The organism is Pseudoduganella flava (assembly GCF_007830495.1).
Classification (GTDB): domain Bacteria; phylum Pseudomonadota; class Gammaproteobacteria; order Burkholderiales; family Burkholderiaceae_D; genus Rugamonas; species Rugamonas flava.
In genome coordinates, this window is sequence record NZ_VLKW01000001.1 from 953,559 (window position 1) to 968,072 (window position 14,514).

The 14,514-nt window shown below is 66.4% G+C and carries 11 protein-coding genes; 9 read left to right on the forward strand and 2 right to left on the reverse strand.

Annotation, left to right across the window (positions count from 1 at the left end; all coding sequences use genetic code 11):
• Positions 1 to 3 precede the first annotated feature (3 nt).
• The 3 genes from acnD to IP92_RS04185 all read left to right on the forward strand — a co-directional run bounded on the left by acnD (position 4) and on the right by IP92_RS04185 (position 7,226).
• On the forward strand, positions 4 to 2,604 hold the full coding sequence (gene acnD, locus IP92_RS04175; protein ID WP_145873325.1) for a Fe/S-dependent 2-methylisocitrate dehydratase AcnD: 2,601 nt from the start codon (positions 4 to 6) through the stop codon (positions 2,602 to 2,604).
• Positions 2,601 to 3,794 (forward strand): 2-methylaconitate cis-trans isomerase PrpF, encoded by a 1,194-nt coding sequence (gene prpF / locus IP92_RS04180; RefSeq protein ID WP_145873218.1) that lies wholly within the window; start codon positions 2,601 to 2,603, stop codon positions 3,792 to 3,794. Before acnD ends, prpF begins: the two co-directional genes overlap by 4 nt.
• A 159-nt stretch (positions 3,795 to 3,953) precedes the next feature.
• Complete coding sequence (locus IP92_RS04185; RefSeq protein ID WP_145873219.1) at positions 3,954 to 7,226, forward strand: bifunctional diguanylate cyclase/phosphodiesterase; 3,273 nt, start codon at positions 3,954 to 3,956, stop codon at positions 7,224 to 7,226.
• Between the two features lie 18 nt (positions 7,227 to 7,244).
• On the opposite strand, the gene xth is transcribed toward IP92_RS04185, so the two are convergent.
• Positions 7,245 to 8,009 carry an exodeoxyribonuclease III gene (gene xth / locus IP92_RS04190; RefSeq protein ID WP_145873220.1) on the reverse strand — a complete coding sequence of 255 codons (765 nt, stop codon included), beginning with the start codon at positions 8,007 to 8,009 and terminating at the stop codon, positions 7,245 to 7,247.
• A gap of 419 nt (positions 8,010 to 8,428) precedes the next feature.
• On the opposite strand from xth, the gene IP92_RS04195 reads away from it, so the two are divergent.
• A complete protein-coding gene (locus tag IP92_RS04195; RefSeq protein ID WP_145873221.1) occupies positions 8,429 to 8,800 on the forward strand; it encodes a phiTE_015 family protein in 372 nt (123 codons plus the stop codon).
• Positions 8,801 to 8,807: 7 nt separating this feature from the next.
• The gene (locus tag IP92_RS30110) at positions 8,808 to 9,374 is read left to right on the forward strand and encodes a hypothetical protein (protein WP_199271823.1); all 567 of its coding nucleotides are present in this window, start codon (positions 8,808 to 8,810) and stop codon (positions 9,372 to 9,374) included.
• Positions 9,375 to 9,520: 146 nt separating this feature from the next.
• Here the strand turns inward: IP92_RS30110 and IP92_RS04205 are convergent, their stop codons facing one another.
• Positions 9,521 to 11,014: a leucyl aminopeptidase gene (locus tag IP92_RS04205; RefSeq protein ID WP_145873222.1), complete on the reverse strand. Its 1,494-nt coding sequence runs from the start codon at positions 11,012 to 11,014 to the stop codon at positions 9,521 to 9,523.
• A gap of 68 nt (positions 11,015 to 11,082) precedes the next feature.
• Between IP92_RS04205 and lptF the strand changes: the two genes are divergently transcribed.
• The 4 genes from lptF to IP92_RS04225 are packed head-to-tail and all read left to right on the forward strand — an operon-like array spanning position 11,083 to position 14,513.
• Positions 11,083 to 12,198, forward strand: a complete 1,116-nt coding sequence (lptF, locus tag IP92_RS04210; RefSeq protein WP_145873223.1) for an LPS export ABC transporter permease LptF — start codon at positions 11,083 to 11,085, stop codon at positions 12,196 to 12,198.
• Complete coding sequence (gene lptG, locus IP92_RS04215; protein WP_145873224.1) at positions 12,195 to 13,358, forward strand: LPS export ABC transporter permease LptG; 1,164 nt, start codon at positions 12,195 to 12,197, stop codon at positions 13,356 to 13,358. Before lptF ends, lptG begins: the two co-directional genes overlap by 4 nt.
• The gene (locus IP92_RS04220; protein ID WP_145873225.1) at positions 13,358 to 13,738 is read left to right on the forward strand and encodes a sirohydrochlorin chelatase; all 381 of its coding nucleotides are present in this window, start codon (positions 13,358 to 13,360) and stop codon (positions 13,736 to 13,738) included. The genes lptG and IP92_RS04220 overlap by 1 nt, the downstream gene beginning before the upstream one ends.
• Positions 13,728 to 14,513 carry a carbon-nitrogen hydrolase family protein gene (locus IP92_RS04225; protein WP_145873226.1) on the forward strand — a complete coding sequence of 262 codons (786 nt, stop codon included), beginning with the start codon at positions 13,728 to 13,730 and terminating at the stop codon, positions 14,511 to 14,513. Before IP92_RS04220 ends, IP92_RS04225 begins: the two co-directional genes overlap by 11 nt.
• Position 14,514: the final 1 nt, after the last annotated feature.

Sequence of the window (14,514 nt, forward strand, 5' to 3'; positions counted from 1 at the left end):
CCAATGAACACCGCGTACCGGAAGAACCTGCCCGGTACGAGCCTCGATTACTTCGATGCGCGGGCCGCCGTCGACGCGATCGAGCCGGGCACCTACGACAGGCTGCCGTACACGTCGCGCGTGCTGGCCGAGAACCTGTGCCGGCGCTGCGACAGCACTCAGCTGACCGCCTCGCTGCAACAGCTTATCCAGCGCAAGCGTGACCTGGACTTCCCGTGGTTCCCCGCCCGCGTCGTCTGCCACGACATCCTCGGCCAGACCGCGCTGGTCGACCTGGCGGGCCTGCGCGATGCGATCGCCGAGCAGGGCGGCGATCCGGCACTGGTCAACCCCGTGGTGCCGACGCAGCTGGTCGTCGACCACTCGCTGGCCGTCGAATGCGGCGGCTTCGATCCCGATGCGTTCGCGAAAAACCGCGCCATCGAGGAGCGCCGCAACGAAGACCGCTTCCACTTCATCGACTGGACGAAGAAGGCGTTCCGCAACGTCGACGTGATCCCGCCGGGGAACGGCATCCTGCACCAGATTAACCTGGAGCGGATGTCGCCGGTGATCCAGGTCGACGGCGGCGTCGCGTACCCCGACACGCTGGTCGGCACCGACTCGCACACGCCGATGGTCGATGCGCTGGGTGTCATCGCGATCGGCGTCGGCGGCCTGGAAGCGGAAACGGTGATGCTGGGCCGCGCCTCGTGGATGCGGCTGCCCGACATCGTCGGCGTTGAGCTGACGGGCAAGCCGCGCCCCGGCATCACGGCCACCGACATCGTGCTGGCGCTGACGGAATTCCTGCGCAAGGAAAAAGTCGTGTCGGCGTGGCTGGAGTTTTACGGCAGCGGCGCCGCCGCGCTGACGCTGGGCGACCGCGCGACGATCTCGAACATGGCACCGGAATTCGGCGCCACCGCGGCGATGTTCTCCATCGACGAGCAGACGCTGCGCTACCTGCGCCTGACGGGCCGGGAGGACGAGCAGGTCGCGCTGGTGGAGCTGTATGCGAAACAGGCCGGCCTGTGGGCCGACAGCCTCGTGCAGGCGGAATACGAGCGCGTGCTGCGCTTCGACCTGTCCACCGTCGTGCGCAACATCGCCGGGCCGTCCAACCCGCACAAGCGCGTGCCGACCTCGGAGCTGGCCGCGCGCGGCATCGCCGGCGTCGTCGAGAACGAGCCGGGCAAGATGCCCGATGGGGCCGTGATCATCGCGGCGATCACGAGCTGCACGAATACGAACAATCCGCGCAACATGATCGCCGCGGGCCTGCTGGCGCGGAACGCCAACAGGTACGGGCTGCTGCGTAAGCCTTGGGTGAAAAGCTCGCTGGCACCCGGCTCGAAAGCCGTCACCTTGTACCTGGAGGAAGCGGGGCTGCTGCCGGAACTGGAGCGGCTGGGCTTTGGCGTCGTCGCCTACGCGTGCACGTCCTGCAACGGCATGTCCGGCGCGCTCGACCCCGCGATCCAGCAGGAGATCGTCGAACGCGACCTGTACGCGACGGCCGTCCTGTCCGGCAACCGCAACTTCGACGGGCGGATCCACCCGTATGCGCAGCAGGCGTTCCTGGCCTCGCCGCCGCTCGTCGTCGCGTATGCGATCGCGGGCACGATCCGCTTCGACATCGAAAAGGATGCGCTGGGGTTCACGCCGGACGGCAAGCCGATCACGTTGCAGGACCTGTGGCCGAGCGACGAGGAGATCGACGCGATCGTGGCCGCCAGCGTGAAGCCGGACCATTTCCGCAAGGTGTACATCCCGATGTTCGCGCGCGAGGCCGACACGGGCGGCACCGTCAGCCCGCTGTACGACTGGCGCCCGCAAAGCACGTACATCCGCCGCCCGCCGTATTGGGAAGGCGCGCTGGCCGGCGCCCGGACGCTGACGGGCATGCGCCCACTTGCTGTCCTGGGCGACAACATCACGACGGACCACCTGTCGCCGTCGAACGCGATCCTGCCCGACAGCGCGGCCGGCGAATACCTGGCGAAGATGGGCTTGCCGGAAGAGGATTTCAACTCGTACGCGACGCACCGCGGCGACCACCTGACGGCGCAACGCGCCACGTTCGCCAACCCCACGCTGAAGAACGAGATGGTCGTCGTCGACGGCAAGGTGAAGGCAGGTTCGCTGGCACGCATCGAGCCCGATGGGAAGATCACGCGCATGTGGGAAGCGATCGAGACGTACATGGAGCGCAAGCAGCCGCTGCTCGTCATCGCCGGCGCCGATTACGGCCAGGGCTCGTCGCGCGACTGGGCCGCGAAGGGCGTGCGGCTGGCGGGCGTGGAGGCGATCGTGGCCGAAGGGTTCGAGCGCATCCACCGCACCAACCTCGTCGGCATGGGCGTGCTGCCGCTCGAATTCACGGGCGGGATCAACCGGCTGACCTTGGGCCTTGACGGCACCGAGACGTACGACGTGGTCGGCGAGCGCACGCCGCGCGCGATGCTGACGCTGGTGATCCACCGCGCCAATGGCGCGAGCGTGACGGTGCCGGTACTGTGCCGGCTCGACACGGCCGAGGAAGTGGCGATCTACGAGGCGGGTGGCGTACTGCAGCGCTTTGCGCAGGACTTCCTCGCTGCCACCACCGCGAGGGCGGCATGACGGCCCCGCAGATCAGGATCCCCGCCACGTACATGCGCGGCGGCACCAGCAAGGGCGTGTTCTTCCGGCTGCAGGATTTGCCGGAAGCGGCCCGCGTGCCGGGCACCGCGCGCGATGCGCTGCTGCTGCGCGTGATCGGCAGCCCGGACCCGTACGGCAAGCAGATCGACGGCATGGGCGGCGCCACGTCGAGCACCAGCAAGACGGTGATCGTGGCACCGAGCACGCGGCCGCATCACGATGTCGACTACCTGTTCGGTCAGGTCGGCATCGACAAGCCGTTCGTCGACTGGAGCGGTAATTGCGGCAACCTGTCCGCCGCCGTCGGCCCGTTCGCGATCGCCAATGGCATAGTGGACCCGGAGCGCGTGCCGCGCGACGGCCTCGCGGTGGTGCGGATCTGGCAGGCCAATATCGGCAAGACGATCATCGCGCACGTGCCGATGGCAAACGGCGAGGTGCAGGAGACGGGCGACTTCGAGCTCGATGGCGTCACGTTCCCGGCCGCGGAGGTGCAGCTGGAGTTCATGGACCCGGCCGCCGAGGAACCGGGTGAGGGCGGCGGTGGGGCGATGTTCCCGACCGGGCGCCTGGTCGACGAACTCGACGTGCCGGGCGTGGGCACGTTGCGCGCGACGATGATCAACGCGGGCATCCCGACGATCTTTGTCGAAGCCAGTGCCATCGGCTACACGGGCACCGAGCTGCAGGAGGCGATCAACGGCGATGCGCAGGCGCTGGCGAAGTTCGAAGCGATCCGCGCGCACGGCGCCGTGCGCATGGGCCTGATCGGCCACGTCGACGAGGCGGCCCGGCGGCAGCACACGCCGAAGGTGGCGTTCGTCGCGCCGCCTGCCAGCTACACGGCGTCCAGCGGCAAAGTGGTGCGACAGGAAGATATCGACCTGCTGGTGCGCGCACTGTCGATGGGCAAGCTGCACCACGCGATGATGGGCACGGCGGCCGTGGCGATCGGCACGGCGGCGGCGATTCCCGGCACGCTCGTCAACGCGGCGGCCGGCGGCGGCGTGCGCACCGCGGTGCGTTTCGGCCACCCGTCCGGCACGCTGCGCGTCGGTGCCGAAGCGGCCCAGGTGGACGGCACCTGGACCGTCACGAAGGCGATCATGAGCCGCAGCGCGCGCGTGCTGATGGAAGGCCAGGTCAGGGTGCCGGGCGACGCGTTCTGACCTGACGCCGCGTCCGCGCGCGGATCGACTGTTGTATCGAAGCCCGGCCCTGCCGGGCTTCTTTGCTTTGCGTGTGGCTATTGCAAGGCGCCTGGTTTATGATCGGCCGAGGCTGCCAAGAGTTGCTAAAGAGCAGCTATCGTTGCTGATAATAATGACATGAACCAAGCTTCCACGAATACCGACCTGATCGCCGAAGCGCTGGCGCTGATCGGCATGCCCGGCTGTGCCTGCGATGGCGACGGCATCGTCATCGCCGCCAATGCCGAACTGGAGGCACTGCTGGCGCGCGACCCGCGCGGCATGGCGCTCCATGCGCTGTTGGCGCGCCACCTGCGCGCGGCAGGTGCGCAGGCGCTGGCCGCCGCACTGGCGGCAGGCGGCACCGCAACGGCGTGGGAAAGCTGCGTGGCCGCGGCGGGCGGACGCTACGTGGCCGTGCAGGTCACCGTCAAGCCGCTGCCGCCGGCATATGGCGCGGGCGGCGCGACCGTGCTGTTCCACGACATCAGCACCGTCGAGCGCGACCAGCGCGCGCTGCGCAAGGCGCTGCTGGAGCAGCAGGCGATCCTCGACAACGCGGCGGTCGGCATCATCTTCAGCAAGAACGATCACATCCAGGAATGCAATATGCGCGCGGCCGAGATGTTCGGCTACGACCGCGCGGCGATGGAGGGCCGGCCCAGCGTGATGCTGTATCCGGACGCCGAACACTTCGACGACCTGCGTGCGCAATGGATGCCCGTCTTGGGCCAGGGGCGTTCGGTGACGCTCGAGACGCCGATGAAGCGCGGCGACGGCACGCTGTTCTGGTGCCGCGCGCACGGCCGCGCGGTCGATCCGGCCGACGAGGCGGAAGGCATGGTGTGGATCGTCGAGGACACCAGCGAACAGCGGGCCGCCAGCGAAGCGACCCGCAAGCTGCTGCTGGAACAGCAGGCGATCCTCGACAACGCGTCGGTCGGCATCCTGTTCACGAAAAACCAGTACGTGCTGTCCTGTAACCCGCGCATCGGGACCATGTTCGGTTATGCGCCGGAAGAGATGATCGGCATGCATGCGGGGGCCGTGTTCCCGACGCCCGACGTGTACCGCGAGTTCGGCCGCGAAGCGGGCCCGGTGCTGGCGGGCGGCCAGCCGTTCGAGAAAAAGGAGTTCCAGTTCCAGCGCAAGGACGGCACGCTGTTCTGGTGCCGGGTGCGCGCCAAGGCCGTCGACCAGGAGCACAACGACGGCGGCACGATCTGGATCCTGGAAGACGTGACGCTGTCGCGCCAGAACCAGATGGAGATCGAGGCGCTGATGAACAACGCGTCGATCAGTATCCTGTTCACGCGCAACCGCGTCATCACCCGCTACAACCGCGGCTTCGCCGAGATGTTCCGCTACGCGGGCGACGAGGCGCTGGGCATGCCGGGCCAGGCCCTGTATCCGTCGCTGGCGGCCTACGAGGCGCTGGGCGCGCAGGCGTCGCCGCTGCTGTCCGTCGCCAGGCCGTTCCACACCGAGGTCGAGCTGCGCCGCAAGGACGACACGACGTTCTGGGGCCAGCTGATCGCCTACGTCGTCAATCCGGACGCGCCGGATCAGGGCACGATCTGGATCGTCGAGGACCGCACCGAGCACAAGGCCGCCGAGGAATCGCTGCGTAACGCGCTGCTGGAAAACCAGGCGATCCTGGACAGCGCGGTGCTGGGCATTTCCGTCGTCGAACGGGGGCTGAATTGCCGCTGCAACGCGAAGATGGAAGAGTTGTTCGGCTATGCGCCGGGCGAGTTGTGCGGCATTCCGATCCACGTGCTGTATCCCGACCGGGATGCGTGGGAGGCGGCGCGGCGCGAGACGTCGGCGGACTTCCGCGCGGGCCGCGTCAGTTCGGCCGAGCACCAGCTGGTGCGCAAGGACGGCAGCAAATTCTGGGCGCGGCTGTCCGGCCGTCCCTTCGACTGGAACCAGCCGAAGGGACGCACCGTATGGATGATCGACGACGTGACGGCGCGGCGCGAGGCCGCCGAAGCGGTGCGCCGGGCCCGCGACGAGCTCGAGGTCCGCGTGCTGGAGCGCACCGCGGAGCTGGCCGGCGCGAACGCGATGCTGCAGGGCGAGATCGTCGAGCGGCGCCAGGCCGAGGCGCGGGTGCACCACATGGCCTATCACGACAGCCTGACAGGCTTGCCGAACCGCGCACTGCTGGCGGACCGGCTGGAGCGCGCCGTGCTGGCGGCCCAGCGCACCGGGCGGCGCCTGGCCGTGATGTTCCTCGACCTCGACCGCTTCAAGACGATCAACGACTCGCTGGGTCACATGACGGGCGACGCGCTGCTGAAGGAAGTGGCGGGTCGGCTGTGTCGCGCCGTGCGCGCCAGCGATACGGTGGCGCGGCTGGGCGGCGACGAGTTCGTCGTGCTGGCGCCGCACATCCACGACAACGACGAGGGGGCGCACGTGGCGCAGAAGATCATCGATGCGCTGGCGCTGCCGTTCCCGCTGGACGGTCACACGCTGCACATCACGCCGTCGATCGGCATCTGCGTCTGCCCGGACGACGGTGCGGACGTCGACACGCTGATGCGCCATGCCGACGCGGCGATGTACCACGCCAAGGCGGCCGGCCGCAACAACTACCAGTTCTTCACGCAGAAGATGAATTCGGCGGCTTCGTACCTGGAGCTGGAAAGCGGCTTGCGCAGCGCGCTGGCGCAGAGCCAGTTCGAGCTGCACTACCAGCCGATCATCGACACCAGCACGCGCAAGCTGCATTCGCTGGAGGTGCTGCTGCGCTGGCGCAAGCCGGACTGCGGCCTGATCGGGCCGGACAAGTTCATCCCGATCATCGAAGAGAACGGCCTGATCGTGCCGATCGGCGAATGGGTGATCCGCCGCGCCTGCGAGCAGAGCATGGAATGGAAGCGGCAGGGCCTGCAGCCGGTGCCGCTGGCCGTGAACCTGTCGCCGCGCCAGTTCATGCACCGCGGCCTGGTGCCGGCGATCCGCCGCATCCTCGACGACACGGGCATCGATCCGGCGCTGCTGGAGTTCGAGATCACGGAGACGGCGCTGATGCAGCATGGCGAGCAGACGCTCGACATCCTCGGGCAGATCAACGCGATGGGCATCCGCCTGTCGATCGACGATTTCGGCACCGGCTATTCCAGCCTCGCCTACCTGAAGCGCTTCCCCGTCAAGAAGATCAAGATCGACCGCGCGTTCATCAAGGACCTGGAGAAAAGCGCCGAGGACAGGGCGATCGTCGCGGCCATCATCGCGCTGTCGGACAGCCTGCAGCTGTCCGTCGTGGCCGAGGGCGTCGAGACGGAAGGGCACTACGAACTGCTGCAGCAGCAAGGCTGCCGCTTCGCGCAAGGCTACCTGTTCTCGCAGCCGGTGCCGCGGGCGAACGCCCAGAACATGCTGGAGCGCTCCGACCCATAACCGGGCAATCCGGCGGGGTCAGCCCAGCGTCGCGATCACGGGGGTGTGATCGGACGGCTGCTGCCACTTGCGCGGTGCGCGGTCGATCACGCAGGCCGTGCAACGCGCCACCAGCGGCGCCGCCAGCAGGATGTGGTCGATGCGCAGGCCCTGGTTCTTCTGGAACCGCAGCATCCGGTAATCCCACCAACTGTACGTCTTCTCGGGCTGCTCGAACAGGCGGAATGAATCCGTCAGGCCGACCTCCAGCAGCGCCTGGAAGGCCGCCCGCTCGCGCGGCGACACGTGTACCTCGCCTTCCCACACGGCGGGATCGTGCACGTCGCGGTCTTCCGGTGCCACGTTGTAGTCGCCCAGCACCGCGAGGTTCGGATTGGCCGCGAGTTCGCTCGCCAGCCATTCCTTGAAGGCCTGCATCCAGGCCAGCTTGTAGACGTACTTGTCGGAGTCGACGGCCTGGCCGTTCGGCACGTAGGCGCAGACGACGCGGATGCCGTCGATCGTCGCGGCCAGGATGCGCTGCTGGTCGTCGGGATACAATGGATTGTTACGCACGACGTCCGTCATCGGCAGGCGCGACAGGATGGCGACGCCGTTATAAGTCTTTTGGCCGGAAAACTCCACATAGTAGCCGGCCGCTTCGATCGCTGCCTTCGGGAATTTATCGTCTGTTAATTTCGTTTCCTGAATGCATATTACGTCGACGGGATTTTCCTCCAGCCACTTCAACAGGTGGGGCAGGCGGACATTCAGGGAATTGACGTTCCAAGTGGCAAGCTTCATAGTGGTCCTTGTGGTATGACGCGGCGAATATTACCCCAACAAAGCCGCAACGAGTGCACCACAAGTTGCCAAAACCGAATACAATGTACGAACAATCAATTGCAATTCTTCAGCATTGCATATAACAAGACTACTCTCAGACGCAATTTCTGTTGCAAAGTGCGACCATCGTTAAAAACCATTGCCGTTTTAGCCTCATTGTTATCATAATAGTACCAGAATTCGATTAACGTTCGCGTCAAAGGGCAATATACTTAGCGTGTTCGTCATCGGACGGCTCCCGCCCAGCTTGGTTCGACCAGGCGTCATCGGCGCAACAACATTGCAAAAAAGATTTACCGGTGATGTTGTCTTGCGTCAATAAGTGGTACTATTGAGAAATATCGGTTTAACGTGCAAAGCATTTGTAAAGGAAGAAAATGCGATCTGCATTCGAAGCATGGGCTCAGAAGGACGGACATATCGTCCGTCGCCGCGAAGACAAACCAGAAGAGTATCTGGTCTACGAAACGCAGCGCCGCTGGCTGATCTGGCAGGCGGCGCTGGAACACGGCAAATCGCCGACCGGCCGCAAGTCGGTTGTGAAAGAGGCCAGTGAGAAGAGCGCCCGCACCGCGCAGCGTCCCGCCGTCATCGCGGCGGACGAGGCGGCAGTGCGCACCCAGGTGCTCAACGAAGTGCTGGATGCGTTCACGGCACTGAAGAGCAGGGACAACACGGCCATGGACGACATCATGCATGTCATCCAGGGGTTGAAGCAGAAGCAGCAGTCCGCCAAGGCCGGCGACTGATCGCTTGATGCCAACCCGGCGGACGCCTCCGGCCGGCACGGTGCCTGTGCACCGGGCCGGGCAGAGTGCTGCCGTCCGGATCGCGGTTGCGTGCGCGGGTGGCCTGGGCGCTGGTCTTCCAGTCGTGGCCGCCGTGCTGCTGGCCGGTTGTGCCACGCTGACGGAAACCAGCGAACAGTACGTGATGGTGCAGACGGTGCTTGACCACCAGCCGGTGGGCGGCGTCGGCTGCGTCCTGTCCAACGACGTGGGGCGCTGGTTCGTCACGTCGCCCGGCCGCGTCAAGATCCACAAGAGCACCAAGCCGCTCGCGGTCGATTGCCGGCTGAACGACGTGTGGGCGGTCGACCAGATCGACGCGAAACAGAACGGCTCGCGCTGGGGCAATATCCTGCTCACGGCGGGCGCCGGCCAGCTCGTCGACCGGCAGACGGGGGCGGGGTTCGATTACCCTGCTACGCTGACCGTGCTGCTCAAGCGCGTCCAGCCCGGCGTCCAGCCTGGCGCGCCCGCGCCCGGGCAGCCTCCTGCACAAACACCGCCGCCACCGCCTGGTGGATCGGCGATCTACTGACCGCGTGTGCCTGCCGTCCCGTCGGGATGGCAGGCACGCGTGCGTCCATCGCGCATTGAATCCCTGAGGGCCCCGCGCTTTTCGCAGCAGCAGCGTAGAACCAAAAAAAAGCGGCCCCGCAGGGCCGCCGTTTCGCAGCGCCGAACTTACGTGCGGTTGATCAGGAAGTTCGTCAGCATCGGCACCGGACGGCCCGTGGCGCCCTTGGCCGCGCCCGACTTCCATGCCGTGCCGGCGATATCCACGTGCGCCCATGGGTACTTGCGCGTGAAGTTTTCCAGGAACGCCGCGGCCGTGCACGACGCGCCGCCCGGCGAGCCGATGTTGGCCAGGTCGGCGAAGTTCGACTTCAGCTGCTCGTTGTACTCTTCGCCGATCGGCAGGCGCCACAGCGTGTCGCCGGTGGCGCGGCCGGCCGCGGAGATTTCCTCGGCCAGCGCGTTGTGCGCGTCGTCATTGCGGGTGAACAGGCCGCTGTGGTGGTGGCCCAGCGCGACGATGCAGGCGCCCGTCAAGGTCGCCACGTCGATGACGGCGGCCGGGTTGAAGCGCTCCGCATAGGTCAGCGCGTCGCACAGGATCAGGCGGCCTTCGGCGTCCGTGTTCAGCACTTCGATCGTCAGGCCGTTCATCGACGTGACGATGTCGCCCGGCTTCGTCGCGCGGCCGGAAGGCATGTTCTCGCACGCTGCCACGATGCCGATCACGTTCAGCTTCAGGCCCATTTCGCCGATCGCGCGGAACGTGCCCAGCACGGAGGCGGCGCCGCACATGTCGAACTTCATCTCGTCCATGCCGGCGCCCGGCTTGATCGAGATGCCGCCCGTGTCGAACGTGATGCCCTTGCCGACCAGGACCACCGGTGCGTCCTTCGGCTTGCCGCCCATGTGCTTCAACACGATGAACTTCGGCGGCTGCTCGCTGCCGTTCGTGACGGACAGGAAGCTGCCCATCTTCAGCGCCTCGAGCTGCTTGCGCTCCAGGACTTCGACGTTGAACATGTAGTCCTTGCCCAGCTTCTTCGCCGTCTCGGCGAGGTAGGTCGGGGTGCAGACGTTGGCGGACAGGTTGCCCAGGTCCTTCGTCAGCTGCACGCCGTTGGCCACGGCGATCGCCTGGGCCAGTGCCAGCTTGGTGCCGGCGTTGTTCGGGACTGCCAGCGCGATCTTGCGCACGCCGTTGGGCGCCGGATCCTTCTTCGACTTCTGCGCGTCGCTGCGGTAGATGCTGTCGCGGCCCGCCAGCACCACGGTGCGGATCGACCAGTTCACGTCGCGCTCTTTCACTTCGGCCAGCGGCAGTGCGATAATGGCGTCCGCCGCGCCCAGCGTGGAGAATGCCTTCATCGCCGCCTGGACGCCGGTCGTGAAGGCCTTTTCGCCGATGGACTCGCCGTTGCCCAGGCCGACCAGCAGCACGCGTTCGGCGGCAACGCCGGCGAGGCCGCGCAGCAGCAGGGTGGAACCGGCCTTGCCGGAGATGTCGCCGGACTTCAGTGCGGCGGTGATGTCACCTGCGCCATCGAGCGCCTGGGCCGCCTGCGAGAGTTTCTTGTTTTCGAATACAGCAACTGCGACACAGCCGGTCTTGGCCGACGCCATCGTGTTTTTTGTGTCGAATGCTTTTATGCTAAAGTCCATTTGGTTCTCCGTAGGTGTGCGTCAAAACAAAAACGCAGTAACTTAACTAGTCGAATTATAAGCTTCGAATGATTTTTCAACGCGCCCTTAGGCGTGAGCTGGCCGGCTCCGCAGGGGCTACCTTTACGGTGCTGTTCACCATCATCCTGACGTGGACCCTGATCACGATCCTGGGCAAGGCCGCAGGCGGCAAGGTCGATTCGTCGGACGTGCTCGCGCTCATCGCGTTTGCAGCCCTGAATTATCTGCCAACAGTGCTGATCCTCACCAGCTTTATTTCCGTGCTGATGGTGGTCACCAGGACCTATCGCGATTCCGAGATGGTGGTGTGGTTCGCCTCCGGCCAGAGCCTGACCGCCTGGATCCGGCCCGTGCTGACGTTCGGCTTTCCGATCATCGTGCTGACCGGTGTGCTGGCGTTCTACGCGACGCCGTGGGCCAAGGCCAGAAGCGCGGAATACGTGGAGCGCTTCGCCAAGCGCGAGGACCTGCAGAAGGTCTCGCCGGGCCAGTTCAAGGAATCGTCGTCGTCGAACCGCATCTTCTTCGTCGAAGGCAATGCGGGTGAGACGGCATCGGTGCAGAACGTGTTCGTCAACCAGGTGGACCAGCGCGGCACGTCCGTCATCGTCGCCAAGGAAGGCGTCATCGAGACGGGCGAGAACGGCCAGCGCTACCTGGTGCTGAAGAACGGCCGCCGCTACCAGGGCAATCCGGGCCAGGCGGACTTCCAGACGATGGAGTTCGAGCGCTACAGCATGCGCGTCGCGCAGCGGGCGCAGGACCTCGATCCGACCTTGTCAGCCAATGCGATTCCGACGGCCGAGCTGCTGAAGATCCCGACCAATGCGGCGCGCGCCGAACTGCTGTGGCGCATCTCGCTGCCGATCACGTGCCTGCTGTTGATGCTGCTGGCGATCCCGATGGGCTTTGTGAATCCCCGCGCAGGCAGTTCGACGAACCTGATCATCGCGATCCTGATCTTCTTCGCCTATAACAACACGGTGAAATTGTTCGAGGCCAGCGTCAAGCAGGGCCACTTCAGCTTCGGGATGGGCTGGTGGCCGCTGCACGTGGCCGCCGCGCTGACGGTGATCGCGATGTTCGCCTGGCGCCTGAACGTCAACAACCGCTGGCATCCGCGCGCGCTGCTGGCGTCGCTCAAGCGGGGGCGCGCACAATGAAGATCCTGCAGCGTTATTTCGCCGTTTCGATCGCACAGGCGGTCGCCGTCGTGCTGCTTGCCTTCCTGGGCCTCCTGGGCTTCATGGACCTGACGGGCGAGCTGCCGCTGGTCGGCAAGAACGGCTACGCCATGCAGCACGCACTGCTGTACGTGGTGGTGATGGTGCCGCAGCACGTGTACGAGGTGATGCCGGTGGCCGCCCTGATCGGCACGATCTACATCATGGCGCAGTTCGCGTCGTCGTCCGAGTTCACGATCATGCGCGCGTCCGGCATGTCGACGCGGATGGCCGCATGGATGCTGTTCAAGATCGGCATCGGCCTCGTGATCGTCACGTTCATCTTCGGCGAACTGATCGCGCCGCGCACGGCGCCGCTGGCCGAACGGCTGCACCTGACGGGGCGGGGCACGACCGTGTCGTCCGAGTTCCGCTCCGGCCTGTGGACGAAGGACATCGTCAAGAGCGACGGCCTGAAGGGCACCGTGCAAGGCTCGCGTTTCTTCAACGTGCGCGAAGTGATGCCCGATGGCCGCCTGGTCGGCGTCAAGCTCTACGAATTCGACAACAGCTTCCGCCTGCGCACGCTGACGGCGGCGAAGGCCGGCAGCTACCAGGGCAACAACGTGTGGCGGCTGGAAGACGTGACGGAAAACCACTTCACCAATCCGGCCCTGTTGAAGGAAGAGGCGACGGTGAAGAACAACTTCGCGCAGGAGACCAGCGCGATCGCCACGCAGCGCTACGCGACGAAGGACCTGGTGTCGGAAATCACGCCGAAAATCCTGTCGGTCGCCGCGTCCGATCCCGAGCAGATGTCGGCCAACGAACTGGCCGTGTACACCCGCCACCTGCAGGAAAACCGGCAGCAGACGGAGCGCTTCAAGATCGCGTTCTGGAAGAAGCTGATCGACCCGCTGGCGATCTTCGTGCTGATGGCGCTGGCGCTGCCGTTCGGTTACCTGCACGTGCGCGCCGGTGGCGTGAGCCTGAAGATCTTCATCGGGATTATGATCGGCGTGAGCTTCCTGCTCGTGAACACGCTGTTCTCGCACATCGGCGTGCTGTCGACGCTGCCCGCGTTCGTGACGGCCGTGATGCCGAGCCTGATATTCCTCGCGCTGGCGATCGCCGCGCTGTACTGGGTGGAGCGACATTGATGACGCAACGTGCCTTGATCCTGTTTGCCCACGGCGCCCGCGCGGCCAGTTGGGCCGCGCCGTTCGAGCGCCTGCGCGACATCGTGGCCGCACGCGAGCCCGGCGTTGACGTGTCGCTGGCCTTCCTCGAACTGATGACGCCCGGCCTGCCGGAACGGGCCGCGCAGCTGGTGGCGCAAGGCGTGACCGAGCTGACGATCGTGCCCGTGTTCCTGGGGCAGGGCGGCCACGTGCTGCGCGACCTGCCCGTGATGATCGAGCAGTTGAAGCGCGATCACCCGGCGCTGGCCGTGCGGGTCGCGGAGGCGGCCGGCGAGAACGCGGCCGTGCTGCAGGCGATCGCCGACTACTGCGTGCTCAGCGTGCGCGATGGCGCCTGAACTGGCACCTGACCTGCCCCCTGATCTTCCGCCTGACCTGCCGCGCTTTGCCGTCGCACAGTTCGTTGCCCGGCGCGGCGACATCGACGCGAACGTCGGGCGGCACGTGCCGCTGGCCGAGCGCGCGGCGCAGGCGGGCGCCCACCTCGTGCTGTTTCCCGAGCTGGCACTGACGGGCTATGAACCGGACCTCGCGGCGCAGCTGGCGTTGATGCCGGACGACGCGCGGCTGGCGCCGTTGCGCGACGCGGCGGTACGCCATCACCTCACGATCGTCACCGGCGCGCCGCTGCGTGCGCCCGGCCATCCGGCGATCGCCGCGCTGTCGTTCCTGCCCGATGGCGGCGTTGACGTGTACACGAAACAGTATCTGCACCCGGGCGAGGAGAAGGCGTTCCGCGCCGGTACCGGCGGGGCCCCGCTGGCGGTGGAGGGCACGCAGGTCGCGCTGGCCGTTTGCGCCGAGATCGCCCATGCCCGTCATGCGGCCGCGGCGGCGCAGGCGGGCGCCGGCCTGTACGCGGCCAGCGTGCTCGTGTCCGAAGGCGGCTATGCGGCGGATGCGGCACTGCTGCAAGGATATGCGCGCACGCACCGGATGCCTGTCGCGATGGCGAACCACGGCGGCCCGACGGGCGACTGGGCCAGCGCCGGGCGCAGCGCCGTGTGGGACGAGAAGGGGGAAATCGTCGTGGCGGCCGCCGGAGCCGGCGAGTGCCTGCTGCTGGCCGCACGCACCGCCGGAGCGTGGCACGGCGGCCTGATCGACGGGTAGC

Excerpts from the sequence above, each read along its gene's own strand:
- acnD (WP_145873325.1), top strand. The coding sequence starts at position 4 with ATGAACACCGCGTACCGGAAGAACCTGCCCGGTACGAGCCTCGATTAC.
- prpF (WP_145873218.1), top strand. The coding sequence starts at position 2,601 with ATGACGGCCCCGCAGATCAGGATCCCCGCCACGTACATGCGCGGCGGC.
- IP92_RS04185 (WP_145873219.1), top strand. The coding sequence starts at position 3,954 with ATGAACCAAGCTTCCACGAATACCGACCTGATCGCCGAAGCGCTGGCG.
- xth (WP_145873220.1), bottom strand. The coding sequence starts at position 8,009 with ATGAAGCTTGCCACTTGGAACGTCAATTCCCTGAATGTCCGCCTGCCC.
- IP92_RS04195 (WP_145873221.1), top strand. The coding sequence starts at position 8,429 with ATGCGATCTGCATTCGAAGCATGGGCTCAGAAGGACGGACATATCGTC.
- IP92_RS30110 (WP_199271823.1), top strand. The coding sequence starts at position 8,808 with ATGCCAACCCGGCGGACGCCTCCGGCCGGCACGGTGCCTGTGCACCGG.
- IP92_RS04205 (WP_145873222.1), bottom strand. The coding sequence starts at position 11,014 with ATGGACTTTAGCATAAAAGCATTCGACACAAAAAACACGATGGCGTCG.
- lptF (WP_145873223.1), top strand. The coding sequence starts at position 11,083 with ATGATTTTTCAACGCGCCCTTAGGCGTGAGCTGGCCGGCTCCGCAGGG.
- lptG (WP_145873224.1), top strand. The coding sequence starts at position 12,195 with ATGAAGATCCTGCAGCGTTATTTCGCCGTTTCGATCGCACAGGCGGTC.
- IP92_RS04220 (WP_145873225.1), top strand. The coding sequence starts at position 13,358 with ATGACGCAACGTGCCTTGATCCTGTTTGCCCACGGCGCCCGCGCGGCC.
- IP92_RS04225 (WP_145873226.1), top strand. The coding sequence starts at position 13,728 with ATGGCGCCTGAACTGGCACCTGACCTGCCCCCTGATCTTCCGCCTGAC.